This window comes from Pseudofrankia coriaricola (genome assembly GCF_001854805.1).
Lineage (GTDB): Bacteria > Actinomycetota > Actinomycetes > Frankiales > Frankiaceae > Pseudofrankia.
Genome location: NZ_MBLO01000059.1, coordinates 1 through 24,728 on the forward strand (window position 1 = coordinate 1; position 24,728 = coordinate 24,728).

Sequence of the window (24,728 nt, forward strand, 5' to 3'; positions counted from 1 at the left end):
ACCTCGGCGTAGTCGTCGTCCGGGAACAGGCACATTCCCAGCGTCAGATACGACGTCACATGCGGCGGGAGCTTCCCGCCCTTCCGCCGCTCGCCGACCCCACAGACCTCGACCGCCTCATCCACCGCGTCACGCGGGACCGCCGTCACCAGCACCCCGACCGACACCTGGTCCGGGGACATCATCGAAGCCACGAACCGTGACCAAACCACCCACCAGCACAGATGCCACGCCGCCACGCCGTACCAACCCGCCGGCCAGCAACAGCGGAAGATCAGCCATCCAAGATCGACTTAAGCTTCACGGCATTGCGTCCATGAGGCCGGGGTCGAACAGGATGTGCATGATCCGTCCTTACGGTGATGGGAAGGTACGGGGACAGCGGGCTGTCCCGGATGGGTGAGGCAGAGAGAGCGCGTGGCCGGGGTGGGTGGCGCGCGGGTGGTAAGCCAGGAGGAGATGTTCATGCGGCGGCTCCCTCGACGTGGCAACCACAGGAGCAGCCAGGCTTGGCCGGGTGGGGTTGACGGCTACTGCTGACGGCAGCGCTGCCGACGAGCCACCGTCGTTTACTGGCCTCAACTGCCGTGCTTATAGAGGTGAGGCGGTCGAGCGGACTGGTGGCTGAAAAATTGCCAAGGACGAGGCCGGGGGTTAGAGTCCCCCGACCCGCACCAGATATAAGCGAAGTAAGATATACATCAATCAGGTGGCCTTGACGGCTAAATTGACGGCTACGCCCACGCGGTCTAGCGTACGTTGCCTCTCGGCCGCTCCTTGGTGGAGTTTTGACCAGTACTCTCTCGACCTTCTCAAGCGACGCCCGCCGTTGCGTGAGCCGGTCGTGAGTGTAGTGTTCAAGCGTCGTCGAGACGCGGGCGTGGCCAAGAATCAGCTGGGCGCTGCGAGCTGGTACACCGAGATCCTGCAGGAGCGTCGCCAGGCTGTGCCGAAGATCATGAAGCCTGATGCGTCGAATGTCATGCTGCTGGCAGAGCCGCTGGAAAGTTCGCACGAGGGTAGACGGCTCGAGTGGCCGGCCACTCTGGGTGCAGAACACGAGCGCCTCGGTGTCAGAAGCCCCCTGCCACTCCGTCCCGACCGCCTTGCGGATCTGCATCTGTCGCTCTCGGTGCTCCACCAGCGCCTGCCGCACAAAGCGCAGCAGCGGCAATCGTCGCTCGCCGGCTTTCGTCTTGACCGGCCCGATGTGAAGGCTTCCCTTCACTCGCTGGAGTTGCTGGCGCACGTGCAGTACGTCATCGGTGAAGTCGACGTCGCACCAACGCAATCCCAGCACTTCGCCGCGTCGCAAGCCGCACAGCAGTAGCAGCAGGAAGGCCGAGTAGAGAGCTTCTGGGCGCGCCACCTTCAGGAATCGTTTCGACTCATTGGGTGTCCACGGCTCGACCTCGTTTGGCCGGTGGGTCGGAAGTACGACGAGACGGGCGACGTTACGGCTGACAGTCTCCTGGCGTACCGCATGGCTCAGCGCTGAACTGAGTACCTTGCGCATAATCTGTACCTTTGGCACGGAGTGCCCAGACTCGATCGACTCGCTCAGAAATCCTTGAACCGCATGTACGGTCAGTCTGGCGAGCGATTGCCGTCCCAAGCCGGGAATCAGGTACAGCCGACAGATCATCTCGCACTGCGCGTAGGTGCCAGGGCGTTTGTTCTTCCGGACGACGTCCTCAAGCCAGTGATGGAGGTAGTCGCCCATCTTCCATGCTTCGTCAGGAACTGCCAGCCCCCGCTGGGTCTTTGCCTGAACCTCTATGATTCTTTCATACGCCTCGGCGCGGGTCGCTCCATAAACTCGCACTCGTTTCCGTCTTCCGCTGAGCGTTTGGAGGTAGATGGCGGCCTCGTACCTGCCGTCCTGACGTCGGTAGATCGTTCCCTCACCGTTGGCCCGCCGCCCCGCCATCACGCGGCCTCCTCGGTGAGCCGCCCAAGCAACTCGATCAAGGCCGCCACCGGCACCAAGCGCCGCCGTCCGATCGTCACCGTGCTCAGCCGCCGAGCGCGGATCAGCTGGTAGATGCTCCACCGGCTGATCTTCAGCACCTGCGCCGCTTCCGCCACCGTCAGCACGACCGGAGCCCTAGTGGCCACACCGCTTGCCTCAAGTTCGGTATCAGCCCGGGCGGTGCTGCGGGCTGCGGACATGCCTGGCTGCCCCTGCGGCGCGGTCATAGCGCGCCTCCCGGGCACAACGCACCGACCGGTGACGTGGCAGCCTGCCGCAGACCAACGCCGGCCCGGCGAATGGCTACACCGCTGCGGCGGTAGGCCGTGCGGGAATCACCACGCCATTTCCGCGACGCTGGCCTGACCCGCTCCAGCCCGACCTGTCGGAGCCGGACCCCGATCAGGGCCTCGGACACATCAAAGACGCTGGCCAAGGCTGTGCGAGCCCGCATCCCAGCCCGCCATGCCTGTTCAAGCCATGGCCGGGGCACCAAGACGCAGCCGGCGAAGTAATCGCACAGCGCTTCGGCCTCGGCCGAGCCGGCCGCATCGTCCCGGCGCCAGCCGGGATAGAGCGCCTCGCGGAAGGGGTCGTCCAGGATGTGCTTCATCTCGTGCGCCAGGCTGGAACGGCAGCGCCACAGGCTGTCGTCCGCGTTGATCTGCACCAGCCACTGGCGTTTCCGGGGGTTCCACTGCGAGTAACCGCTGCTCGCCAGGCCAGGTACGACCACGACCTCGATCTCCGGCAGTTCGGCCACCAGCTCGATGTCCACGCTGGGTTTGGTGATGCCAAGCCCCCGGAGCAGCGCGTATGCCTGCCGTTCGGCCACGACCCGGGCCTCCACCCGGCTGAGTGGCCGGGCCAGTAGATCGAGCGTCCGCGCCGGCATCAGGCGGCGCACCTGCTCAAGGATGTCTTTCCGTGAATCTTCCATATGCCTCCTTCAAAGGTTTTCCCATTTGACACTCTCTGGCGAGTCGAACCCAAGGTCGTCCGCCTTGCGGGCCATCGGCGTGGTGCGCTCAACGATCCGGCGTTCACGTTTTAGATTGTCGAAATAGGTGGCCAGCTCCTCGGCTGTCCCATCAGTCATCCGGTAGCGTGCCCGTAGGTAGGGCACAAAGCTCGGCAGTCCCTGCGGCGACTGGTAGCCTGCCAGGGCGAATAGATCTCCATGGTCGACGCCCAGCACCTCGGCAATCCGTTGGAGTTTTTCGGGAGACGGCTGGCGGACCTGGTCGGCTTCAAGGCGTACTATGTACGATGGATGCAGATCAACTTCGCTGGCAAGGCCGCGCAGCGTCATACCCCTCCGCTCACGGGTCTTGCGCAGGTACCTTCCGATCGTCACGGCGTCTGCCTGCGCATCTTTGTTTTCAGTTCTATTCATATGTGACATCCTCCGCTTGCGTTCCAATTATGCGACATTCTGAAAGCAAATGGAAGCGTAGAATTTACAACGTCGTCCTATCGGTTCGGAAATTCATATAGGCGGGGCCTATTACTGGCCATGCTGACTTCCGGCCGCACGCTGCTCGTGCCGCACCGCCCGCAGCACCTCGCCCGCCCGCTCCGTGCTGATACCGAGTGCCCGCCGTAGCGCGTCCCTCGTGATGGGCCGCCCGTCATGTGAGGCCCGATACTCGGCATCGGCGGCCCGGGCGGCGGCCAGCAGGCCGTCCTCTGCCGTCTCGGCCTCAGCGCCGGCTGCGTCCTCATCTGAACCCGCTTCCGGCCCCGATCCGACCTCCAGGACGGCCGCCGTCCCGACGTCCGGGCCGTCCTGCCCGTGCAGGACGGCGAGGTGCGACAGCAGGCCGAGCATCAGTGGCGGCACCGATCCGGTTGCCAGCACGACGGGCCAGCCGATGCCGAGCAGGCCGGCTTCGGCCAAGTGCCAGACTCCGTTGCCGGTGAGCGACAGGCCGACCGCGAGCAGCGCGTTCCAACGGGCGAAATGCCGTGCTGAAGCGCTGGCCGCCCCACCGGCGAGCCAGACTCGGGTCGCGATCGCGGCGTAGACGTCGACGGTCAGCGGCAGCAGTGGCGCCAGCCAGCGCTGCCAGCCGGCGGCCACTGCCAGGCTGTAGAGCCCGGCGAAGCTGCTGAGCGCCGCGGACAGGGCCACGATCGCCATGCCCGCCGTCACCCAGCGGTCGCGCCCCTCTGGCGAAGAACCGGCCTCGCTGCTCACGGTGCGCCACCGTCGAGCAGCCCGCCGACGATTGCCTGCGCCGTCACCTCATGCCGTACGACGCTGAACAGCTCGACCCCGGTGTCCGGCAGCCGTGCTACCTCGCGCCGGATAGCCGCTGCCCGGGCGTCGTCCGGCACGCTGATCACGACGCGGGGCATCACGCCCCCGGGTCCGAGCTCGCCCCGGTTGAGGAAGTCGAGGTAGGTGTGCAGCTTGCCGCGCAGCGTGGGCAGGCTCTCTGTGGCACGGTCCACTTCGGCCCAGACATGATCCACGAACTCGGTGCTGGCCAAGGCCAAGTAGGCGTCGGGCTTGAGCCAGCCACCGCCGTCCGGCCACCAACAGGCCGGTTCGGTCGCGAAGGCGTCGAGCGTGAGGCCGCGCACGGCCTTCACTGCGGCGGCGAGATCCACGTACAGCTGGCTGACCGCCAAGGCGTGCGCCAGGAACAGCGGCCGCGGTGTGCGCGGACGCCGAATCCGAGTAGCGGGCGCCGGCTCGTCCGGAGCCGCTTGGTGGCGCTCAAGCAAACGACGTCCGGCGGTGTCGAGGGTGAAGATCAGGCCGGAGGATCCGGCCCGCTCCCCACCGATCCGACGCTCCAGGGCGGCGACGACTCGCCAGTCCCGCAGGCGAGCCATGGTCCGCCGCCGCACCCGGCCCCGGGCCGAGGTGGCCACATCTTGGAAGTGCAGCTGATCCAACTGCTGACCGGTCAGGACCTTGACCCGCTGAAGGTCAATGACGATGCGCCAGTCACGCTCACTGAGCAGCCCGGCCAGGCGCTCAACCTGCCCAGCAGATACCCGCTGGCCGCTCATGAGGACGCCTCCGGTAGGAGGCGGACTCTCGGGGGCGTAATGCCGCGAAACATGCGCCTGACCAGGGGAAACCGACGAAGGGCACTCGACGCGACCGGAGCGCCGAACGGAGCAGCCCTGATCACGACCCGGCACCTCGTGACTGCCGGCCGATCCGTCCGCCGCTGCCGGGTAGCGGCGCCTCGATCCGTGCGGCTAGGGCGGCTTCGACGTCGGCCCGGGGGAGGCCGAAGCGGTGCCGGCTCTGCGCGGCCAGCTGCGCCGGATCGCGCACGGCCCCCGGCAGTGGTGGCGTGGACGCCGTGACGACGCCGAGCGTCCGGCCGTCAACCGCGGGTCGAACGGCGATCTCCCAGGCATCCAGGCCCATGAGGTCATCCGGCGTCAGTGGCGAGAACGGCCGGGCCAACGCCCGGGCGTCCTGGTAGGCGTTGAGCTGGAAGACGATCTGGGTGCGGGCGGTGCCGAGCACCGCCGTCTCCACGGCGGTGGGTAGCTGGCCCAGGTACTGGTGGGCCAGGATCAGGCCGACCTTGTACTTGCGGGCCTGGGCCAGCATGTCGCCAAGATCCAATGGCAGGCGGATGACGTCCTGAAACTCATCGAGGTAGACGAACGTTGGGCGCCGCCGCTCCGCCGGCACCGCTACTCGTCCGAGGATCTTTTGCCACAGCACCGCTACCAGCAAGGCGCCCGCCAGTTGCGCCGTGTCGGTGCCGAGCGAGCCCTTGGCCAGGTTGACCAGCACCGCCTTGCCGTGGAAGGCCTCGGCGACATCGAAGCCCTCGCTCTGCCCGAGCGCCAGCCGCAGCGACGTTCGGGTGCTTAGGGCCCGGAGCTTGTTCAGACTGGGCCCGATGATCTGCACCCGTTCGGCATCGGAGCGCTGCTCGTATTCGCGCCAGAACGATCGCACCGAAGCCGGCACGCTCGACTGGGCCAAGACGAACCGCCGGAAGGCCTGGTTGGTCAGGAGCTCTGGCACCTCGGCCAGGGTGAACGCCGAGCCGTCCGACGCCCGGGTGTGCGTCAGCGTGAGCAAGCTGGCCCGGAGGACGTCGCTCGTCCTCGGTCCCCACGAGCCGTGCCACAGGCTGGCCATGATGTGCACGATGGTGTCGACAGCCAGCTCGCGGCTGTGCTCGTCGCCCTGGTGCCGCAGGAGGTTGATCCCCACCGGCTGGTCTGTCGCGGCAAGGTCGAGGACGACGATGTCCTCCGTCCGGTCCTCCGGTACCCGCGCCAGGACGTCGTTGATCAAATCCCCGTTCGGGTCGACGACGACCACACCACGCCGGGCCGCGATGTCCTGCAAGATCTGGTTGCCCAGCAAAGTGGACTTGCCGGTACCGGTCGGCCCGAGCACCCAGGTGTGCCGCAGCCGATCTTCGGTGCGGAAGCCCAGCGGCTGGGCCATGCCCGGGTAGTTGCTGGTGCCGATGACCACCGCGTCGCGGCCGCCGCGCGGCATGCCGGGTGCCGGCGGCAGTTGGCGGGCCGAGCCCAGGCTGAGACCCGGTAGCGAGACATCACCAACCGGCAGGCCCAGGCCCACTGCTTCCCCCGCGTTGATGACCAGGCCCCAGCCCCACAGCGGCAGGGCGATGGCGCTCAGGCGCCGAGCAGCAACCGCGGACGGCACAGCCAGCCGCCGCACCGATACCCCAGGCGTCTCGAGCGTGCGCAGCGCGGCGATAACTCGGCTGACCATCGCGCCCTGGCGGTCGGGACGTGCGGCCACTGCGCCGATCCGGCAGCAGACCTGCAGCAGGGGCAGGGCGTGCTTAACCCGCGCTGCTCGTTCGGCCTCGGCGTTGGCGCGCTCGACGACTGAGCGCATGACCGCCGGGAGCCCCGGTGGTATTGACTGCCGACCAGTACCCACGCCGCTGACGCCGCCGACGATGTACTGGCAGCAAATGATCTCGCTGTCGTGCAACGGTTGGAGCGAAGCCAGGAGGGCTGCGCTGGCAATGGCAGCCCGCTCGGCGGCCAGCGGCTGCACCTCTGAGCTCAGCCCCACTTCGGTAGCTGACCCGAAGATCGGCCGGCTTAGGAGATGCTCGGGGGCTTCCTCGATCCGCACCCCGGGCAGCGCTGCGCGCAGCCCGGCCAGCAGGCCCAACCGGTCCCGGCGCGGCGTCAGCAGGTAGTACGAGATCCCGCGCGCCGTGGCGACGACCTCCAGCACGATCGGCGGGTGGGGGATGAGGGCCTTGGCCGGCGAGCGGGTGGCCGCGGCGACCGTCGTCAGCCAGGCAGCCACGGCCTGGGGGTCGAGCCCGCGGGGCAGGCGCAGCCGGAAGGCCACCAGGTCCCGGCGCCAGCTGGCAGCGTTGGCAGCGCGCACGGCCAGGACAACGCCGATGCCAAGCAACGCGCCAAGGACGTACGGCAGCCAGAGCAGGAGATCGCTCATGGCTGGGCCTCTATGGGCTCAGCCGCCGGTGCGGACCCGGGCAACGGACCCGCTGAGGCTTCGTTCGTTGCTCGCAGGCGGCATAGAGCGAAGGTCAGCAGTGCCGCAGCGAACCGGCCGATATCGATATCGGCGCGCCACTCGGCCAGTACGCTGGCCTTCGAGGAATTGGTTTTGGGCATGGCGGTGTCCTTGTGTTGCGAATGATCAAGGGAGTGGCGCCAGCACGGGGGCGCCAGGAGGAAGGCCTCGGGGATGGGCCTTGATCGCGCTCTCTCACGCCCTGTTATGCGGGGCGAATGGAAAATGATCAAGCCGTCAAATTTACAGCTGATCACTCACTCGTGAGGCGCCGGTGCTACCAGTCACAGGCTGACGTCAGAGTCGACCTCGTTGCCCCACGCCGCCCAGCCAGGCCGGCGCCGGCGGGCGAACAGCTCCAGGTACGGCCCGGGCGAGCACCGCTCGATGATCGCAAAAGCTTCTTCGGGCTTGTGACTGTGCTCCTGCACCGGGGCATAGAACCAGCTGCCTTGCCCTCGGAACTGCACCGGCGCCCGTCCCCGGGTGCCCAGCAAGAGGTGCTCCGTCTGGTTGCGCAGGTACTGGCCCAGCCCGAACCTCGGCTTGATCCAGGTGAGGATGCTGCGGTAGGTGAAGCCCCAGGCCTCCAGCACCTCACGCCCGGCGTGGACCGTGGCGTTGGTCACCCACAGCCAGCAATGGCTGCTCTCCAAGGCCAGCGGTCCCACCCGCAGTCCCCTGATGGCTTCAGGCGTCATGAGTGGGTAATGCATCTCGGCGCCGCGATTGCCCACCTGGAGCGTTGACCATGGTGGGTCCGCCAAGATCGTGCCGAATCGTTGCGGGTCAACCGCTGCGCCGCTCACCGCCACGCCTCATAGTCCGGCTCGGCGTAGCGCGCCGGCAGCACCATGACCTTCGGTTCCGGCGGCGGTGCGCCTGGTGTGCCATAGAGCAACGCGCAGGCCTGGCCGCGCGTCTCAGTGGCCATCGCCCGCCGCGCCAGCGGCGGGGTGAACATCAGGCTGTGGCGTAGCCAGGCCGCCTCCGCGCCGTGTCGATCGAGCCCCGCACCGGCCAGGGCGTGTCCGAAGACCTCGTGCAGCGCCCGGAACATGTCGCACTCCTCGGGCTTGAAGAAGGGGTGCTGGTGGCCCATGGCCGCGCTGCCCATGATGCGGAGGCGGCGTTCCTCGCTCAGATCGTTGGTCAGCTCGGCCAGCGAGCCGTACCGCTCCTCGGGCTGGACGGTCACGCTGACGCCGAGGCCGCCCTGCCTGGTGGGACGGATCAGGAATTCGAACTGCTCGGCGATCTCCTCGCGCAACCTGCGGAAGGCCGGCAAGGCCCGGTCATCGATGAGCGGCGCGGCCTCATACAGCCGGGCGATCCGCGGCCCGGCGGCCAGGTCGGCCCGGATGTGCTTCCAGGCCAGCATCGGCACCAGTTGGCCGCGCTCGAAGCAGTACTGGACCGAGGCCTTGTGGAGCTCGGCATGGGAAAACGGCATGGTGAAGCAAGCCCTTCGTGGCGGGCGGATTGAGTCCGGGGAGAGAGCGGCCGCGCCAGCGTCCGGATGCTCGGGGTCCGGCAGGCGGCGTGAGCCCGGCGCAAGGGGCTGAGCCCACGCGGCCGGTCGGCGGCTGCGGCGCCCGATGTCGCGAGCGCCGCAGCCACAGGGGGTGTTACTTGCGGCGTCCCAGGAACAGGTACCACCAGGCGCCGACGCCGAGGATTAGGAAGATCAGCGGCAGGATGGCCAGCATCAGCTGGGAGAGGACGACCGAACCGAACCAGATGACAAGCAGGGCCGTAGCCCCGCCGGTCAGGTACTTGACCAGCTCGCCCGGGCTCAGGCGGTTCATTGGCTGCTCACCGCCCGTCCCGGTCGCGGCGGCGCTCGTCGCGGGAGACGTCGAACAACGCCCGACTGGCCCGCCAGAACGCCGACCCGATGCGCTGGCTGGCGCGCAGGGCGTCCAACTGAGCCTGGGTACGGGCCTCCCGAGCACGCCGGGTTTCTTGCTCGCTGCGCTGCCGCCCATCGGGCTCGCCCAAGTCGTCGCTGGTGAAGAACCAGACGCCAAGCGCGATGGCCAGGACGACGAGCACCAGCACAGTCACCACGCCGGTGCTCATGCCTCGTACCTCGGACGGTCGTAGCGCGGCCGGTAGAGCTCGGCCACCTCGGCCACGGCCACGGCGGTGAAGGCGTCCACGATGGCCTGGGCGCGCTCCGCCGCCTGCGGCGAGGTCGCCGCGATGTCGGCCTCGGCCTTGCTCAGGGCGCCCAAGCAGCTGAGCGCGGTGTTTGTGGTGTAGCCGATGGCCTCCATGCGGGCGGCCGACTCCATACCGACGCCGAACTCGCGATCGATGGAGCGCTGGAGACCGCGCGGCGGGGCGTATGCCACGAGTGGGTATCGAGTTGGTTCGGGCCACCGGTCGAACGACCGGCGTGCGATTTCGGGCATGGGTCGACCTCCGAGAGGTGATTGGTCCGGCGCGCGACTGGCGCGGCGTGGAAGGGAAACCGCAGCTCACGGGCCTCTTTGGCGCGTCGGTCCGCCGCTGCGATATCAGCATCGGGCCGGGGTGCCGCCGCTGACGGACGCCAGCTGGACGTCTGTCGGACTGGTCGGACGCTGGGCGGACGGTGCCGGGGAGGTCACGTTCGGCACTGCGGCCGAGTAGCATCCGGCGGTCGATACGAAAGGAGCTGGCGTGCAACCCGGGGCCGCGCCGTACCCGCACCTGCCCGCCGACGCCGCCATGGCCGAGCTGATTCGCTTGGCGGATCTCACTGCGCGGCCCGATGTCCTGCGTGAGTGCTCGGCGCTTTTGAGCCTGCTGCCCTCGGCGCTCGTGGACGCGAATGAGTCCCCCAATGCGAGAGCACGGGTCTTCAGGCGCGTCCTACTGGCCGTGCTTGAGGCCGAGAGGCGGGAGCCGTCGCATCCGAAGAACTATGTGATGGCAGCCGCTGAGCTGCTGGCCTTGCCGGATCCGGGGACTACGAACCTTGATCTGCGGCGGGAGAACGCTGGCCGTAGGCTGCGCCCGAAGATCACAACCGCTCGGCGCGTTATGGATCACGTCGAGCCGATGATGAACGCCTGGCTGCATGCGCTCTTGGACTTCCTTGAGGACGAAACCAAGGTGCGCACGCTGGCCAGGCAGCTGCGGCCCACGCCCGTCATACCTCCGCAGGACAGTTCGCGTACCGGGGATGACCGACGGGATCGGGCGGCTGTAGCGCGCCGTCGGCTCGGCCGGCTCTCTGAGCAGATGGCGGCCGAACTGGATGTCGCCAGCGTCGCTGACGGCGGTCATGTCGAGCGTCGCCTGAGCACCGACCTCTACGTGACCCGCACTCATGAACGCGATGTTCTCGCCACCTTGTTGCCGGACGGCCCGCCATCGGCCGTGGTGGTGAGCGGCGAGGCCGGGCACGGCAAGAGCAGCATGCTCTGGGGCCTCTACCGGGCGTTCCACGAAGATTGGGGCATTGAGGCTTACCTGCTGAATGCCCTGTGGCTGGTCGACCCGGGCAGCTCCGCCTCGGCGCCGCTGATCCCGGGCGACGAACTCATGCGGGCGCTGAGCGGCGTGCATGCCGAGGGGCGGACGAGCGCCGTCTTGATCGACACAGCTGATCTCCTGCTGCACCACGAAGCCGACCGCCGGCGGCTACTCGACTTCTGTGATCTCGCGATGGAGGCCGGCGGGCACGTCGTAGTGACCTCACGGCCGGACGAGGCGCGATCCCTGCCTCGCGAGATCTTCCGCCATGTCGGGCTGCAGCCCTATGACGACCGGGAGCTTGCCGAAGCCGTCACCCGCCACGTGCGGGCCTACTGTCCGGACGCGCCGCCCTACCCGCAGGAGGAGAAGATCTCGCTGATCCTCGGCGCCGTGGCCCGGGGTCTCCCGACGTTGGAAATCTGCCGCAGCCCGCTGCTCCTGCGCCTCTTGTTCGACCTGTATGCCCCGGACTTCCCAGCCCTGGAGTTGGACGTCTCCGGGCTCTACCGCCTGTACTGGCGGCGGCGGGTCGTGGCGGACGCCAGGAGCGAGGTCGCACCTGGCGGGCAGGCCGGGCGCGATCTGTCGGTACCCGCTGAGCAAGCCGGGCTCTCATTGCTGGCGGCGGGTCGTACCGAGCTGGAGCCGGAGATCCTGCTCAGGTATATGGCCACGGTGGCAGGCAGTTGGCGGACGTCGGCGCCAGAACTGGGATTGGAGGACGCGGTCACCTCCTTGGCCCGGCGCGGCGTGATGGTGCGCTCGCGTCTTGGCGTCCGCTTCTTCCACCAGACGCTCTTCGAGTACGCCGCAGCGCTCGGTCTGCTGGAACGCGATGGACAACGCGCCGTGGGCTTCCTGGCAGCGCATGTCCTTGAGCATCCGGACGATCTGTTCGTCGGAGCCGTACTCGAACAGATGCTGGTTCTCGCTGCTGCGGATCCCATGCTGGTTGGCCATGTCGAGCAGGTCCTGACCACCTTGGCGGACAGCGGCTTGGTCGCCTTGCAGCGCGCCGCCTTGGGTGTCGTCGCCTACCGGCCCGAGCTGGCAGCGGTTGCCCAACACCTGATCCGCTCAGTCGACCCGGCCGCGGTGCGCCGCTACGCCTACATCGCCCCGAGTGTCGCCACCGCGAAGGTGGCCGACCTACTGGTGGTGCTTGGCTATGCGTGGGATCGGGACCCGCACTGCCGGATGGCCGTCTTGGAAGCGCTTGAGCGGCTGGCTGCCCGCGAGCCGGCCGCGGTACTCGGCATGCTGCGGAAGCTAGAGGTTGGTGGCTACGTCCAGGGCTTGCCGAAGGATGCCGGACCGGCGTTGCAGCTCTATGCGCGCCTGCTCTGCGCCCTGGCGTCGGCGGACACGGCGTGGGCGACCGACGAGCTGGTGGCCCACCTCGAATTCCTGCTCAACCGGGCAAAGGGTCGTGACCTGCCGCTGTATGTACTCGACCTGATCGCCCGCCACTGGCCGGTGCTCGGCTCTCAGCATCTGGCCGACGGCGTGCAAGCGCTGGTGCTCAGCGCCCAAGAACGGCACGATGCCGGACGTTCGGCGATGCGTGAGGCGCTCGGTCGGATCTTGGCCTTGTCCTGGCGGGCTCGGCCTGACACGGCGGCATGGTGGCCGGGCCTCCTCGACGAGGTCTGCCGGACGCTGGAGGCCACGGACCAAGACACCCTGGCGCATGCCCGGCTGGTGGGGATGGTCGAGTGGTTGCGGGCCGATCCGCTTGACGTTCCGCTGCTGGAGCTGACCGTGCGTCGGCTTATGGCGCTTAGCGGCCCGTCGGCGCCGTTCGCCATCGCCCGCGAGGCTCTGCTGCCCCGCTTGCTGGGCGATGAGCGGCCTGCGGCGCTGATTGCCTTTGACCCGGTGCTACGGCGCCTCAGCGGCCTGCCCGCGCCCGGTTCCAAACCTCCGGTTGGGCCGCAGCTGTGGGCATCGGTCGTGCGAAAGTGCCTGCACGACGTGAACCCGCCGGAGCAGATCGCCCGGTTGCTAAGCGGCCTGCCGAAGCTCGAAGGCACCGATCTCTGGCTGGCTGATGACGGCGCGGCGTTGCTTCTGGTCCAGGCTGCCGTCGGTGGTCACGGACCAGCCCGGGCTGCGCTGGCAGCGCTCAAGCGGGACCCCACAGCCGTGCCGCCAATGGTGCAGAAGATCGTGAGCTACGACATCTATGCCTGGCTGGATCGCGACTACGAGCTGCTGCCCTTGTTGGTGGATCTCTCGCATGCCCGGCAAACCGCCCGGCCGCTCGGCGACGTTGTAAAGGAGCACGGCACCCAGATCCGTGACCAGCTGGCTTCGCTGTCGGCTGAGCTCCGCCACCTCATCGACCTGCTGCTCGGCGCACGCAGCGGGCCGCAGCAAGAGGAGGGCGCCAACCTCTGGCTGATGCTCGACGCCCTGCGGGCAGTGCCGTCGCCGGAACTTGATGAGCTTGTCAACTGGACGAAGCGCCTGGCCTCGGCGAAGGCCACGGCCAACCTCTACCGGCTGACCGGGCAAGCAGCCATTGCGGGGCGGCTGCCGATGGAGGGAGCCGAGCGGCTGTTGCGTTCGCGCTTCGGGGTGTCCGGCGATCCGCCGATGCTCCTGCGGCCGGGGAAGGGCAACGCCGACGTCGTGGCCCTTTTCGCGCGTGAGGCCTGGCTCAATCTCATGACCCAGGCCTGGCCACTTGATGAGGTTGACCTCCACTTCGTGGTTGATGTCGCAGCAGCGGAGCGCACCGACTCGGCCTGCTCGGCGCGCTCGGTCACCTGATCGGACGTCTGGCCGAAGGCGGCCGGACTCCTCAGGCCGCGGAGCTGCTGGTCGCGACAGCCGCACAGACTGAGCGCTGCAAGCTAACAAGGGGCGCTGAGAACGATGTCGCCAACAACCTGCGCCGAGGCATGCGCCTGGTCTTCCGCCATGGGGCCATCCCTACCGCGACCGACCTCCTGCAGCTGGCACCGCAGTTGCCGAGGGCCACAGCGCGCCTCCTGGTGGCGTCGGCGGCTCAAGAGCGCTTCGACGCGCTGCGCGGGGCGCTCGACGGGTTGCTGACGCTGGAGCTGCCCGAAGGTGTGGCGCAGCAGATCCATGACGACGCGCGGGCCCGGTCGCGGGCGGCGAGCCAGCGAACGATACCGGCGCTGTTGGAGTCGCTGGGCTGATGGTGCGCCGCTGCCCTGGAGGATCGGCTCGCGTGCTCCCGGCATGGAGACCTGGCTCGGTGGCGCACCTTGATCTAGATAAAGTTGGCGTATGCATGCCAACTCCGCTTCGACGGTCATCTCGGCAATCGAGTCCGCCTGGCGGGCAGCGCAGCGTCACCACGCCGAGGTTCCCGATGTCGTGGTGGTCATGGGGTCAGGGCAGATGAGCCGGTCCGGACTCCGCCGCGGCTCGCACCGCCCGGACCGCTGGACCACCGCTGCGGGCCGGGTACCGGAGCTGTTCATCGCGGGAGAGCTCCTGGCTGAAGGGGGAGAAGCTGTGCTGCAGACGGTTCTCCATGAGGCGTCCCACGCCTTGGCCCACGTGCGCGGCGTCCAAGACACGTCTCGTGACGGAAACCGCTACCACAACAAGCGGTTTGCCGAGCATGCCGAGGAGCTCGGGCTGTTCCGGCCGGCCAGGGCGGACGATCGGGGCTACAGCGACTGCAGCCTGCACCCCGATACGGTGATCAGGTATGCGGAGGAGGTCGCCGCGCTGGACGCGGCACTGGGCCTATACCTGGAGGCGGGCCCTCGCGACCGCCCCTCCGGCCGGTCGGGCAAGCGCATCACGATCGTCTGCCGGTGCGACCGCCGGCTCCAGGTGACCCCGAAGACGTACGAGGGCGGTGCGATCATCTGCGGTTTGTGCGGTAGCCCGTTCGTTCCATGACCGTGCGCTGGTGCTGTGACGTCGAAGGCCGCCCCATCGACCTCCCATACCACCGCTGCCTGCGGCGACGTACCAGGGTTAGGGGTACTCCGGGGGGAACGACGTGGCCGACTGCGGCAGCGACTGACACTTGTCCTTGAAAATTCGGACCCTAGACGCCAAGATCGCCAATATCATGACCGACCAGGCGTCATCCGACGAACCCATGCCGCTCGTCCTCTCAGAGGAGTTGGCACGGAGAACGACGAAGCAACTTGCCCGCAACCTTGAATCCGTTGGGCTTCTGGTCCAGTCGATGTTGATCGCCAACACTGTGCTCGTGGACAAGCTGCGGCCACCTGGTGCGACTGTCCTTCTTTCGTTGGTGCTCCTGCATGTTATCTGGGCTATCGCGGGTTACCAGTTCGGCGGACTCTTGCCGCTCGGCGGAAAGGGAGTCTCACTCTATATTCTGGGGATATTAACGGTGCCGTGGATCATGGCGCTCCTAACTCGACCTGGAGAGTACGGCTCGACCCGCGCATGTGTGCAGCTCTGCGGGTACCCGATCCCGCCCATTTTTTTCTTCTCCTTCTATCCCTGGCTGAGCTTTGATCGGGACTATCTGAGGCCCGCGCTGCATCTGGTTGTACTCTCTGCAGTCGTAGTTGAGCCCCTTTTGATCATTTACTGCCGTAACGGGTACGTGACCGATGACAACTTCGTCTCCGTTGGAATTTACGGATCGTTGATCCTTGCCACCTACGTCTTCGGCAGAATGTTCGGAGCTGTGTGCCGCGCCGCAGCTCAAGCACAGTTGGATGTGTTGGAAGCTGAGTACCAGCGGCTCTTTGGCTACCTGCACAGCACTGTCGAGACAGGTCTCGCCGTCATTCATCGACAGTTCAGGATGAGCGCGCTTGGCCAGCCACCCGAATCATTTCGAGAGCTTGAACAGACCGTCAATCGTGAGCGAGCAAGACTGTTGCTTGTGCATCCAGATGTTTCCATGGCGCAGTTGTTAAATCTCCATGTGCGAAGGGTCTCTGGAGCGATTGTCATAGCGAAGGTGCCCCACACCGGAGGCCTGACGCTTAGCCGCAGCACAGCGCTCCTGATGGACAGGACGCTCGGCGATCTATTGAAGAATTCGATAGTGCACGAGGCTACGACAGTCAGCCTCCATCTAGATGTCGAGCATTCTCACTTCAGCTTCACAGTTGTCGATGACGGACCCGGCTTCCGACCCGCGGTTCTTGAAGATCAGTCGAATTCCCTTAGCCGCCTGCGTGATGACATCCGCGCCGCGGGCGGCGATCTGGTGAAAGAGCCGGCCGACGCCGGTGCGTCGATGCGGGTCTCCCTACCTTTCGAATCAATTGCCAAGGTGCAGAGGAATGTGCGGCGTGCGAGTGCTGCTGATTGAAGACCACCGGCCTTATGCGGAGCTTGTCGCGCGCGAGTTGGCTCAGTCGTTCGATATGAGCGTATCGACGGTGCCCGACCCAGTCGCCGCACGTCCCCTGATCGAGGCCGAGCACTTTGACGTGATTGTTGTCGACCTGTTTTATACTCACCTGACGCAGCCATATGCGAGGCGCCGTCTGGCTCGAAATATCTCGCTCACCGCCGATCGCGAGTTTCACATTTCGGGCTTGGCGGTCCAGGCTAGTCGGCAGGAAGGGCGGCCGCCTCTTGTGATCTCAACAACCGGCGAGGATACCCGTGAGCTCCATATAGTGCTTGCCAGCGAAGACCTGGGCGTCTGTTCGTATTACTCAAAGGGAACCGGTGATTTGACCTTCGGGGCACTGGCGAGCGCAATCGAGGCTGCCGCAGACGGCCGGCACCATAGCGACCCAGAACTTGATCCGTATCTTCCACGCCGTGGCCAGCGGCCGATATCAGAACTGCTGTTCGGTAGAGAATCATGGCGTGGCATCTGGCGAGCATGTGCCCTACAGATTCGCGGTCATCGAAACATCGCCAGCCTCATAGGATACAGCCCGAAGACAGTCCGCATCGAAGTTGGCAACATGGTGGAGGCGCTCAACGAACTTAACCCAGGGCTTTCGGTTGCCGGTTCGCCCTCGGACGTCGTTGTCAGTTACGCGGACCGGCACTGGGAGTTTTTCCTTGACGACACGGTCATGCGCCTCTATCCGCCTCCAGGGTTCGGGAAGCGGTAGTTGCCGTGCGGGTGGGGCGTTCCGTTCGGCGGAGCAAAGGCGGCGACTTTTCTTGCCGCTGGAGTCGTTCGAAAGATTTCTGGTTCACGGCCACGCTCGTTGTCGTCCTTGGGGGCTTCGCCGGCCTTTGGCTCGCGCTTCCGCGCCAGGAGCCGAGACAGATCTCGGGGTTCGTGCGGTGTGCATCGGGAACCAGCGTGCAAGGTGTGTGGATCGCCGATACGCCTTCGGCGGGCTGGGCGTCATGGACCCCTGATCCATCACATCCGGCGAGCGCACGATTTGGTCACGATGTACTTGGTCCGACGTATTCTGCCCACGTGGGCTGTGGGGGAAGTTCGATGCGCTGGGGGACTGAGGCCAGATCAGGGAAGCTGACTTCGAACGAAGTTAGCCTTGTTTGCTATGAGCCATCGAACGGTGAGCGGTTCGGCTTCTGTGCGAGCCTTGAAGGATGATTATTTGATTTGCGCATTGAACCATGGACAATCGTCTCTAGACGCTTGCCAATCTGTATGTAACCCTTCTATGGACCCATTGAAAATGGTTGTTATCCATGCTAATCTGATCTAGAAATGAAGTACTCTTGGTGCAGAAATCTGAAAGCTGCTGGAATTGTACTCGCCGTAATAGCTGCAGGTTTTATAGGTGCGTCATTCGGCAGCGATGACGGCACGACACGGTACACCGGTGTCAAGAGTGAAGCCGCGCGGCGAGCAATTCAGATGATGCACGGCGATGACATTTATGCGTATCACGGAAGATGGGAGTTCGATCCCTTCTACATTAAAGATGTGCGTCCAGCTAGCGCATCGGAGCAAGCATGTGGTGCGCCCTTTAAATACAGTGAAGATCCTAATGAGATCGAGCACTACACTGTCGTCGTCGAAAGATCGCTTGCGATGGGTCTATGGAAATGGAAAAAGAATTGGTCGCTCAAGGGTTGTTATCTCGATCCATAGAATTCTGATTGAACTAGTTGAGAGGGACAATGAGGCCGCTTATGCGAGTGGCAGGCGCCGTCGGCGTCGCGCTGGCGATCACTGCGAGTTCTGCAGTCTTGCCGACGGCGAAAGCGTCGGCGGAAGAGACCGAATGTACCTGGCAGGACTACTGGCCCAAAGATGGTATGGCGGAGACCAGTCGATCGGGCGACTTTTACGAAGCCTCCCTTCAGTTTCGACTGACGGAATCTCAAGTAAGGAACCTTAAGCCGTGTGCAGAGTTTATCGAAATTGATTTTACGATCTTTGGGTTTGATATTGCTCACCCGGGCTCATGGAATAGCTATGGAGTTTACACCAATCTTCCAGGAGGGATTCGAGACGAGCCGTTTGGCGACAGCGTTCCATCGCCTGGCGTGACCAGAATCCGTACCGCTGATCTACTGGCCAACCATGACTACGGTGCTACGCTCACTTGGAGCGAGAAAGTCCGTCAGGGCGAGACTCCGAAGATATCCTTTCGCTGGGTGCCTAGTCACTATGCGTGGTGGACCGATGGGGAAGCCGCGGGGCACATTATCGAGATGCCAGCCTGCTACATCGGGACCGCGTTTTTGGGCGGGACTTCGCTGATCAGAAGCACGCTGACGGACAGCGACCAGGCCTGGTGCATTTTCCCCTACGAATCGCAAACGGTACAGCTATATGAGACACTCTTCCCTGGCTATCCGGACGGGCGTCTTCCCTTCTCGGGCTACCAGCAGTTCAGATTTGGGTCGTGGGTGGTTAACCCCCAGCCGGGGGACTTCCCGCGTAGTCTGCCGGCAGGTGTCCGGGACGGTTCTATTATCAGGTCTGATGAGGGGCATCTTTATGTCCTCGCAGGTGGTCGCCTTTTCTGGTTCGACAAGAACGATGCGGCGCAGGCTACTGCGTTTAGGCAGCAGGCAGGCGGGGCCTCGGATATTCTTCTTCACCACGACGCGGTTCACGCCCTTGAGGTCAACCGTGATTGGTCCGGAAATCTTGTGCCTGGCGCGAACATGCCGGCCGACAACCTCTTCCTCCGCGAGTACGACTCGGGCGCTCAGTACGTAATCAAGTACGGCCACCCGTTCCCAGTCGGTAGTGCTGAGGAGGTCATCGCCCTCGGCGGCCAGGACAAGGCCATCATGGTGCCGAGGTCAATTGCGGATCTCAGCCAGCACGCGCCGCAGTGGGTGCAGGGCGACCAGGTGCGGTTCTGGAACGACCCGGCGGTCTGGTACTACGCCGACAGCGGGTATCGGGTGCCATCGGTCCCCACCCGCGACTGCCTCTCGGTTCGGCACGGCGGCCGCGGGGTGACGCTGCTGCCCGCGAGCGCTCGGGCGCTGTTCCCTGACTCCGGCCAGAACGCCTCGTGTGACTTCGGGCACGGCCAGTGGCTGTACGGTCAGCCGAGCAACCGGCAGATCATGGTGCTCTACAACGCCGGGCACCAGGTTCAGTACGGCGAGATCGCGCCGCTCGGCGGGGTCGACCGGGCGATGCCGGTCAGCGACGAGACCATCGATGGCCTGCTGGCTCGCGGGATGAGCCTGCCGGACAACCACGTCTTCCGCGCGGCCGGTCAGTCCGACGTGTACCTCAGTGGCGGCGGGCAGTGGCACCACATCGGCAGCCCGGGACAGCGCGACTGTCTGCTCTTCGGTAACAGCGCCGTCGAGGAGGTCGTGCCGGCGAGCTTCATCGCGCGGCTGCCGCAGGGCGCGCCTGCCACCTGCCGGCTGGGGGATGGCGCCTGGTTCTACGACACCACCACGAACCAGCAGTACCTGACGGTCTTCGGCTCGGCGTTCCAGGTGCAGTACGGGGAGCTGGCGCCACTTGGCGGCGTGGACAAGGCCAAGCCGATCAGCCGCGAGGGTGCCGACTACCTGGAGCGGCTCGACTTCACCATCCCCGACAACGAGATGATCAAGGGCTTCGGGCCGGCCGTCTACCAGGTGAAGGCTGGGAAGCTCCAGGCAGTGGGGAACCCGGCCATCCGCGACTGTCTGACGGCCGAGACCGGCAAGCAGGTCAGGCAGGTGCCCGAGGATGTCATCACCCGGATGAAGGCCCTGGGACGGGTCGGCCCGGACGCCCAGTGCGCGCTCGAGGGCAAGCAGCTGCTCGGTCCCGATGGCACCAGCGTCGCTTGGATCAAGGATGGCTATCGGCGGCCCGTGATCAATCCAGCGATCCGCGACTGTCTCGCGGTTCGAGTGAGCGCGGGTGCCCCGCTGCACGCTGATCAGGCTGTCTGGGACAGCTACCCACCGGGACCCAACGCGTTCTGTCCGTACCCCGCGGACGCCAGGTTCGTTCGAGGCGACGGCCAGTCGGCAGCCTGGCGGGTCTACCCCGACGGCACCCGGCAGCAACTGAACGCCTACTGCCACGATGTCGACCCTGCCAACGCCAACGACCCGCGCTACAAGGTGTACGTCGTCCCGGCCGGCGAGGTCGACGGGCACGCCCTCCGTCAGCCGAACGTCTTCAACGCGACTGTGGAGTCCTGTCGCGCTCTCCCGTAGTTCCTCGACGAACGGCGGGCGCCGCGTTGTTGGACGCAGCGCCCGCCGTCGCTCGTCCCGCCTCGGTCATCGAACCTCTGGCGTCACTGTCGTACGTGCTGAGCAGTGGAACGCCGGGTCCTCATGCCGGATGGTGGTCGACGAGTCGGCCATCGTCCGGCAGCCTGACGGCCCGGGCTCCAGGCGGGCCCGTTTCATTCCTCCCGGGTAAATGAGCTAAGATCACCGCGCCGTTCGGCGCGGGGCGGGGCGGCGGCGGGCCTGGCGACCGCGGGTCTGTATCGGGGGAGGCCCATATGCCCATTCTCCAGTGGGGGATCATCGGTGATACTGCTTTCAACGCGCTGACAGGTGACTTCTCGCAGCTGGCGATTCGTCCAAGCGGAAGCAACCCCGATTTCTACTATTTCTATGACACGGTTCGGTCTGGGCTCGTCACTGACTTCGTCCTGGACAATCGCCCGAGGGTTGAGACTCGCTGTACGGTGACGCTCATCAAGGCGGGCGAGGGGTTTAGTCCGCGACTGAGATTTTGGAAGCGAGACAAGACGCAACCAGGGAAGGCGAAGGCAACCGAGGAGATCGAGAATACTGCCGCAACCCGGCAAGTAAAGGCGGCTGTCGATACTGACGAGGCTCGGGATGGTTTCTGGAAGCTCATAGCCTTCATCCAGAGTGTCGCGGCGATTGATCTCCCGGAAGGTCCCTTCAGGCTCGCGCCGGCTAACGAGGCCGAGCTTGCGGCAGTCCTGCAAGAGGTAGATCGCGACGATGTTATTAGCGCGGTGCGGTCAGCGCTCGGTGGCAGGCTTACCGAGCAAGACATCCAGGTACTTGCGGATCGGAAAGGTCAGCTTGATGAGTTCGAGAAGCTCCTGAACGAGCCCGGCTACTTTGCCGAGGCGCACGACGCGCTCCGCGGCGCCGTTGGTAAGGTGGGCAAGGAACGGGTCTGGCAGATCTTCTTTGAGCGTAACCCGTGGATCTTGGGGTATGGGCTCAAGCTGGTGTCCTGTGACCCCCTGGACGAGAACCGGCTGGAGCAGGTGACCTCGGGCGCCGGCATCTTCAGCGGCGCTGGGAAGCGGGTCGATGCCCTCCTGAAGACTCGAGGCTACATCAGTAGCCTGCTGTTCTGTGAGTTTAAGCATCATGACACCGAACTACTGGATGGAATCTATCGTCCGCCTGACGTCTACCAAGTGTCAAAGGACGTAAGTGGTGGCGTCACGCAGGTCCAAAAGACGGCCCACAAGGCTGTGGCTGGGCTGCGGAATAGCATCGAGGCGCTGGTGGACCCGGACGGTACGCCGACTGGTATCGAGTTTTCTGTGATCAGGCCGCGTCAGGTGCTGGTGGTCGGGAATTTGCAAAAGCTCATGGTTAACGGGCGCATCAACCCTGAGATGTCATCGTCGTTTGAGCTCTATCGTCGTTCAATACACGACGTTGAGATCGTGACGTTCGATGAACTGTTTGAGCGTGCGAAGTATATCGTCAGGGACGGCATGGCTGGCTGAAGCGACTCCTGACGGGTGGTCGGAGCGCGGAGCGAGTGGCACACTACCTTGGTGCGGGCAGTGTGCCAGCTGGTTTGGCGTACGCCCGGAGCCTCCGGTGGCTTGGCCAATACCTGAGGGCGTCAGACCCCACCCCCCGGCCCCAATGCCCCTCGTCCTCCCACCATCCCTCCAAGCTCCCGTACCGCCCCCAACCTTGCCCACCCCGGCTCGGTCACCAACCGCCGGTATATCGCCTCGGCCCTGCTCGCCGTCCGCGGATGCCCGTTGCCGTTAGCAATGCGCAGCGCCTTCGCAACCGCGAAGGCGGCTTGCTCCGGGTCCGGCGCGCTGCGGCGGATGAACGCCCGCCCGAGCGCCAGCTGCGTCCCGGCGATCTGCACATGCCGCCCGGTACCCGCCAACCGGGCCAAGGACGTCCGGGCGTGGCGCTCAGCCACGTCCCCCCGGTTCAGGTAGCTGAAAGCAATCGCGCTGAACGAGTCGCAGAACTCTTCGTTCCCCACGTTCGGGCCCGGCAGCGGCCCGCCCTCCCACACCGTCTCGTGCATCGTGCGTAGCGCCGCCCGGGTGCCGTCGGCATCGCCGACCCGGGCCAGCGCCCGAGCGACCGAGCCCGCCAGCAGCGGCGCGATGTACGGGTGCGCCGCTGCCGGGCCCGAATGGGCAAGACCCGCCGCCGTGACGAAGTCATCCGCGAAGAAGGCCAGTGCCGAGCGCATGACAATGACCGACCCGGCCAGCAAGCTGTCCCGGGCCGCCTCGGCATGCTGGGCCGCCAGCACGAAGAACGTCAGCGCCGTGGCTTCGTCACTCATGTCAAATGCCAGCTGGCCCCGGTAGTAGGCCAGCTGCCCAGCCACCAGCTCCAGGTCCCGGCGTGCCGAGCCCGAGACCCGGGTTTCCAACAAGGCCTCAGCGTCGTCCCACGCCCGCTCAATGGGCGCAACCAACTGACCGTGCGGCGTCACCGCGTACAGCGTGGTCAGCCGGTGGATGCCGTGCTGCAGCTGAGCCAGGGTCAGCGGGTCAGGTGTCGAACCCGCGATGGCCCGGGAGATGGCGGCGGCCCGCTCGGCCGAGCCGGGCATCGTGCCGGCAGCTGTCGCGGTGAGGAAGACTCCAGCGCTGAGTAGATCGCGACGACGCGACGAACTCACCTCCCCAGGCGCGGCAGGTACGGCCTGTTCATCGTCACCCGTGCGGCTGCCCAGGGCTATCCCTGAGCTGGTGAGGGATGGGTCACGGTCGGTGGCCAGCGGTGCCAGCAGTGCCGTCGCATCCACTCTGAACATGGCTTCCAGCACCCGGCGCGAGATGGGGTGCGGCCGGGCGACGTCCCCGGCGACCCAGCGCTTCGCCGTGCGGTCGCTGACCACGTGCGGTTTGGCGTAGAGCGTGGCAGCCGTCTCGGCGTAGGCCTTACAGAACTGCTCGACCGTCCACTGGCGCTGCACCAGCAGGTGGGCCAGGAGGGTCCGCGGCCGGGGGGTGGGCGGCATGGCGTCCTCGGTTCGGGCGGCGGGTTTCGGGTGATCGTCCCGGCCACCGGCCGGATTGTCAGCAGGGGCGCGCCCTGGCCCCGAGGAATGTCACCAAAAATGTCCGGGGTCAGCGCGCGATGTCAGCGGAATGTCCCCGGGAAGCGTACCCCGAACTGTCACTTTCGGCGTTCTTCTGGCGACCCATAGTGGCCAGTGCCGGTTCCAACCCCTCGGGGAACCCTTGACCGGCATCGACGCACCGGTCCCTGCCTGGCAAGCCTGCCGGGCGTGACAGTGAGGAGGCGGCATGCCGATGGTGATGATCGAAATCGACGGTAGTGAGACAGGCCCGGTCGCCGTGGCCTGGGAACCCTGCCGCTTGCCCAAAGGCTCCGGGGTGCTGCTCGGCTGCTGGCCCTGGCCGCGCTTTGTGCCGGTGGGGCCGTACAAGGCCGAGACTGTGGCGCAATCCCTGGCGGGACGGGACGGGGTGTCGGTACTGGTGGCCTGCCCGGCGGGCGTCTCCCCGGGCCACAGCACCCTGGCCCTGGAAGTCGCCCGGCTGCTCAGTGACGAGCGGCAGACAGCGGCAGGCGGGCGGGAGCCCGTTGTGACCTGCCCCATCCGGCCCCGTTGTGCCTGGGAGTCTGGCGGGGTCGCGGTGCCGCATCTGGTGACGGTGGTGTCGCGGGGTACAGCTCGAACCCGCGTTGTCTGGGAGATCACCGAGCGGAAGCGGGCTGTGGCCATGCTCGGCGCTGGCCGGCCGGTGCGATTGGTGGTGGTCTCGTGAACGGCTCCAACCCACCTGCCGGACCGGTGGGGACGGTGAAGGTGTCACCGGGCACAACAGCGGCCAATCTGGTAGCCCAGGCTGCCCACCTGCCCGATGGGGCGATGTTCCTTGGCGCGTTTGGTGACCTCGGGGTCGTGCTGGCCTTCGGCCCGGCGGACGGCTCGGCCTCCGACCGGGACGTGCTGACGGCGGTGGTCGCGGCACTGGCACCGCAGGACTTCGCTGGAGGGCGGGAGAGGCAGCTTGGCTAACGGGTCGGGGCCCGGCCTGTGCGGGCCCCGCAGAACCTGGCTCACGTGGGCTTGCTTGCGGGTTGTCATGGCGGCCGGTGTGAGCCTACGGATCAATCCGCCTGACCCATTCGCCAGTCGACTCACTCGGCCGACGGGGGCGACTCCGTGAC

Annotated in this window: 24 protein-coding genes; 10 read left to right on the forward strand and 14 right to left on the reverse strand. The window is 66.0% G+C overall.

Annotation, left to right across the window (positions count from 1 at the left end):
• The 13 genes from BCD48_RS11150 to BCD48_RS11215 all read right to left on the reverse strand — a co-directional run.
• Positions 1-185 (reverse strand): transposase domain-containing protein (locus BCD48_RS11150; protein WP_198543200.1); only part of this gene is annotated, 185 nt, incomplete at its 3' end.
• 278 nt (positions 186-463) lie between these two features.
• Positions 464-1,930 (reverse strand): tyrosine-type recombinase/integrase, encoded by a 1,467-nt coding sequence (locus BCD48_RS56500; protein ID WP_491677131.1) that lies wholly within the window; start codon positions 1,928-1,930, stop codon positions 464-466.
• Entirely contained in the window at positions 1,930-2,199 is a 270-nt protein-coding gene (locus BCD48_RS11160) for a helix-turn-helix domain-containing protein (RefSeq protein WP_241841651.1), read from the reverse strand. The genes BCD48_RS56500 and BCD48_RS11160 overlap by 1 nt, the downstream gene beginning before the upstream one ends.
• Positions 2,196-2,912, reverse strand: coding sequence for an ImmA/IrrE family metallo-endopeptidase (locus BCD48_RS11165; RefSeq protein ID WP_071048285.1), 717 nt, complete (start codon positions 2,910-2,912; stop codon positions 2,196-2,198). Before BCD48_RS11165 ends, BCD48_RS11160 begins: the two co-directional genes overlap by 4 nt.
• 9 nt (positions 2,913-2,921) lie before the next feature.
• Entirely contained in the window at positions 2,922-3,368 is a 447-nt protein-coding gene (locus BCD48_RS45945; protein ID WP_157910470.1) for a helix-turn-helix domain-containing protein, read from the reverse strand.
• A gap of 111 nt (positions 3,369-3,479) precedes the next feature.
• Entirely contained in the window at positions 3,480-4,172 is a 693-nt protein-coding gene (locus BCD48_RS11180) for a DUF2637 domain-containing protein (RefSeq protein WP_198543202.1), read from the reverse strand.
• On the reverse strand, positions 4,169-4,996 hold the full coding sequence (locus BCD48_RS11185; RefSeq protein WP_071048288.1) for a replication-relaxation family protein: 828 nt from the start codon (positions 4,994-4,996) through the stop codon (positions 4,169-4,171). The genes BCD48_RS11180 and BCD48_RS11185 overlap by 4 nt, the downstream gene beginning before the upstream one ends.
• Positions 4,997-5,117: 121 nt before the next feature.
• Positions 5,118-7,415: a type IV secretory system conjugative DNA transfer family protein gene (locus BCD48_RS11190; RefSeq protein WP_071048289.1), complete on the reverse strand. Its 2,298-nt coding sequence runs from the start codon at positions 7,413-7,415 to the stop codon at positions 5,118-5,120.
• Positions 7,416-7,780: 365 nt separating this feature from the next.
• On the reverse strand, positions 7,781-8,311 hold the full coding sequence (locus BCD48_RS11195; protein ID WP_071048290.1) for an MT-A70 family methyltransferase: 531 nt from the start codon (positions 8,309-8,311) through the stop codon (positions 7,781-7,783).
• A complete protein-coding gene (locus BCD48_RS11200) occupies positions 8,302-8,949 on the reverse strand; it encodes a hypothetical protein (protein WP_071048291.1) in 648 nt (215 codons plus the stop codon). Before BCD48_RS11200 ends, BCD48_RS11195 begins: the two co-directional genes overlap by 10 nt.
• A gap of 175 nt (positions 8,950-9,124) precedes the next feature.
• Entirely contained in the window at positions 9,125-9,304 is a 180-nt protein-coding gene (locus BCD48_RS11205; protein WP_071048292.1) for a hypothetical protein, read from the reverse strand.
• 7 nt (positions 9,305-9,311) lie between these two features.
• Entirely contained in the window at positions 9,312-9,578 is a 267-nt protein-coding gene (locus tag BCD48_RS11210) for a hypothetical protein (protein ID WP_071048293.1), read from the reverse strand.
• On the reverse strand, positions 9,575-9,913 hold the full coding sequence (locus tag BCD48_RS11215) for a hypothetical protein (RefSeq protein ID WP_071048294.1): 339 nt from the start codon (positions 9,911-9,913) through the stop codon (positions 9,575-9,577). Before BCD48_RS11215 ends, BCD48_RS11210 begins: the two co-directional genes overlap by 4 nt.
• A 250-nt stretch (positions 9,914-10,163) precedes the next feature.
• Between BCD48_RS11215 and BCD48_RS11220 the strand changes: the two genes are divergently transcribed.
• The 8 genes from BCD48_RS11220 to BCD48_RS11245 all read left to right on the forward strand — a co-directional run bounded on the left by BCD48_RS11220 (position 10,164) and on the right by BCD48_RS11245 (position 22,045).
• On the forward strand, positions 10,164-13,739 hold the full coding sequence (locus tag BCD48_RS11220; RefSeq protein WP_071048295.1) for a hypothetical protein: 3,576 nt from the start codon (positions 10,164-10,166) through the stop codon (positions 13,737-13,739).
• A gap of 131 nt (positions 13,740-13,870) precedes the next feature.
• Positions 13,871-14,134: a hypothetical protein gene (locus BCD48_RS11225; protein WP_071048296.1), complete on the forward strand. Its 264-nt coding sequence runs from the start codon at positions 13,871-13,873 to the stop codon at positions 14,132-14,134.
• 91 nt (positions 14,135-14,225) lie between these two features.
• A complete protein-coding gene (locus tag BCD48_RS11230) occupies positions 14,226-14,852 on the forward strand; it encodes a hypothetical protein (RefSeq protein ID WP_071048297.1) in 627 nt (208 codons plus the stop codon).
• Positions 14,853-15,027: 175 nt separating this feature from the next.
• Complete coding sequence (locus tag BCD48_RS11235; RefSeq protein WP_131803911.1) at positions 15,028-16,257, forward strand: sensor histidine kinase; 1,230 nt, start codon at positions 15,028-15,030, stop codon at positions 16,255-16,257.
• The gene (locus tag BCD48_RS50580) at positions 16,238-17,020 is read left to right on the forward strand and encodes a response regulator (RefSeq protein ID WP_131803913.1); all 783 of its coding nucleotides are present in this window, start codon (positions 16,238-16,240) and stop codon (positions 17,018-17,020) included. The genes BCD48_RS11235 and BCD48_RS50580 overlap by 20 nt, the downstream gene beginning before the upstream one ends.
• A 575-nt stretch (positions 17,021-17,595) precedes the next feature.
• Positions 17,596-17,982, forward strand: coding sequence for a hypothetical protein (locus BCD48_RS50585; protein ID WP_131803915.1), 387 nt, complete (start codon positions 17,596-17,598; stop codon positions 17,980-17,982).
• A gap of 41 nt (positions 17,983-18,023) precedes the next feature.
• The gene (locus BCD48_RS50590) at positions 18,024-20,525 is read left to right on the forward strand and encodes a hypothetical protein (RefSeq protein ID WP_131803918.1); all 2,502 of its coding nucleotides are present in this window, start codon (positions 18,024-18,026) and stop codon (positions 20,523-20,525) included.
• 296 nt (positions 20,526-20,821) lie between these two features.
• Positions 20,822-22,045 (forward strand): Shedu immune nuclease family protein, encoded by a 1,224-nt coding sequence (locus BCD48_RS11245; RefSeq protein WP_071048300.1) that lies wholly within the window; start codon positions 20,822-20,824, stop codon positions 22,043-22,045.
• Between the two features lie 122 nt (positions 22,046-22,167).
• Here BCD48_RS11245 and BCD48_RS11250 read toward each other — a convergent pair whose 3' ends face one another.
• Positions 22,168-23,547, reverse strand: a complete 1,380-nt coding sequence (locus BCD48_RS11250) for an NsdA family TPR-like regulatory protein (RefSeq protein ID WP_083418469.1) — start codon at positions 23,545-23,547, stop codon at positions 22,168-22,170.
• 289 nt (positions 23,548-23,836) lie between these two features.
• Here BCD48_RS11250 and BCD48_RS11255 point away from each other — a divergent pair, with 289 nt between their 5' ends.
• Positions 23,837-24,322 (forward strand): hypothetical protein, encoded by a 486-nt coding sequence (locus BCD48_RS11255; protein ID WP_071048301.1) that lies wholly within the window; start codon positions 23,837-23,839, stop codon positions 24,320-24,322.
• A 35-nt stretch (positions 24,323-24,357) separates the two neighbouring features.
• Positions 24,358-24,576 carry a hypothetical protein gene (locus BCD48_RS50595; RefSeq protein WP_131803920.1) on the forward strand — a complete coding sequence of 73 codons (219 nt, stop codon included), beginning with the start codon at positions 24,358-24,360 and terminating at the stop codon, positions 24,574-24,576.
• Positions 24,577-24,728 lie beyond the last annotated feature (152 nt).

Coding starts and splice junctions, on each gene's coding strand:
- BCD48_RS56500 (WP_491677131.1), bottom strand. CDS start 1,930: ATGGCGGGGCGGCGGGCCAACGGTGAGGGAACGATCTACCGACGTCAG.
- BCD48_RS11160 (WP_241841651.1), bottom strand. CDS start 2,199: ATGACCGCGCCGCAGGGGCAGCCAGGCATGTCCGCAGCCCGCAGCACC.
- BCD48_RS11165 (WP_071048285.1), bottom strand. CDS start 2,912: ATGGAAGATTCACGGAAAGACATCCTTGAGCAGGTGCGCCGCCTGATG.
- BCD48_RS45945 (WP_157910470.1), bottom strand. CDS start 3,368: ATGAATAGAACTGAAAACAAAGATGCGCAGGCAGACGCCGTGACGATC.
- BCD48_RS11185 (WP_071048288.1), bottom strand. CDS start 4,996: ATGAGCGGCCAGCGGGTATCTGCTGGGCAGGTTGAGCGCCTGGCCGGG.
- BCD48_RS11190 (WP_071048289.1), bottom strand. CDS start 7,415: ATGAGCGATCTCCTGCTCTGGCTGCCGTACGTCCTTGGCGCGTTGCTT.
- BCD48_RS11200 (WP_071048291.1), bottom strand. CDS start 8,949: ATGCCGTTTTCCCATGCCGAGCTCCACAAGGCCTCGGTCCAGTACTGC.
- BCD48_RS11205 (WP_071048292.1), bottom strand. CDS start 9,304: ATGAACCGCCTGAGCCCGGGCGAGCTGGTCAAGTACCTGACCGGCGGG.
- BCD48_RS11210 (WP_071048293.1), bottom strand. CDS start 9,578: ATGAGCACCGGCGTGGTGACTGTGCTGGTGCTCGTCGTCCTGGCCATC.
- BCD48_RS11215 (WP_071048294.1), bottom strand. CDS start 9,913: ATGCCCGAAATCGCACGCCGGTCGTTCGACCGGTGGCCCGAACCAACT.
- BCD48_RS11225 (WP_071048296.1), top strand. CDS start 13,871: ATGCGCCTGGTCTTCCGCCATGGGGCCATCCCTACCGCGACCGACCTC.
- BCD48_RS11230 (WP_071048297.1), top strand. CDS start 14,226: ATGCATGCCAACTCCGCTTCGACGGTCATCTCGGCAATCGAGTCCGCC.
- BCD48_RS11235 (WP_131803911.1), top strand. CDS start 15,028: ATGACCGACCAGGCGTCATCCGACGAACCCATGCCGCTCGTCCTCTCA.
- BCD48_RS50585 (WP_131803915.1), top strand. CDS start 17,596: ATGAAGTACTCTTGGTGCAGAAATCTGAAAGCTGCTGGAATTGTACTC.
- BCD48_RS50590 (WP_131803918.1), top strand. CDS start 18,024: ATGCGAGTGGCAGGCGCCGTCGGCGTCGCGCTGGCGATCACTGCGAGT.
- BCD48_RS11245 (WP_071048300.1), top strand. CDS start 20,822: ATGCCCATTCTCCAGTGGGGGATCATCGGTGATACTGCTTTCAACGCG.
- BCD48_RS11250 (WP_083418469.1), bottom strand. CDS start 23,547: ATGCCGCCCACCCCCCGGCCGCGGACCCTCCTGGCCCACCTGCTGGTG.
- BCD48_RS11255 (WP_071048301.1), top strand. CDS start 23,837: ATGCCGATGGTGATGATCGAAATCGACGGTAGTGAGACAGGCCCGGTC.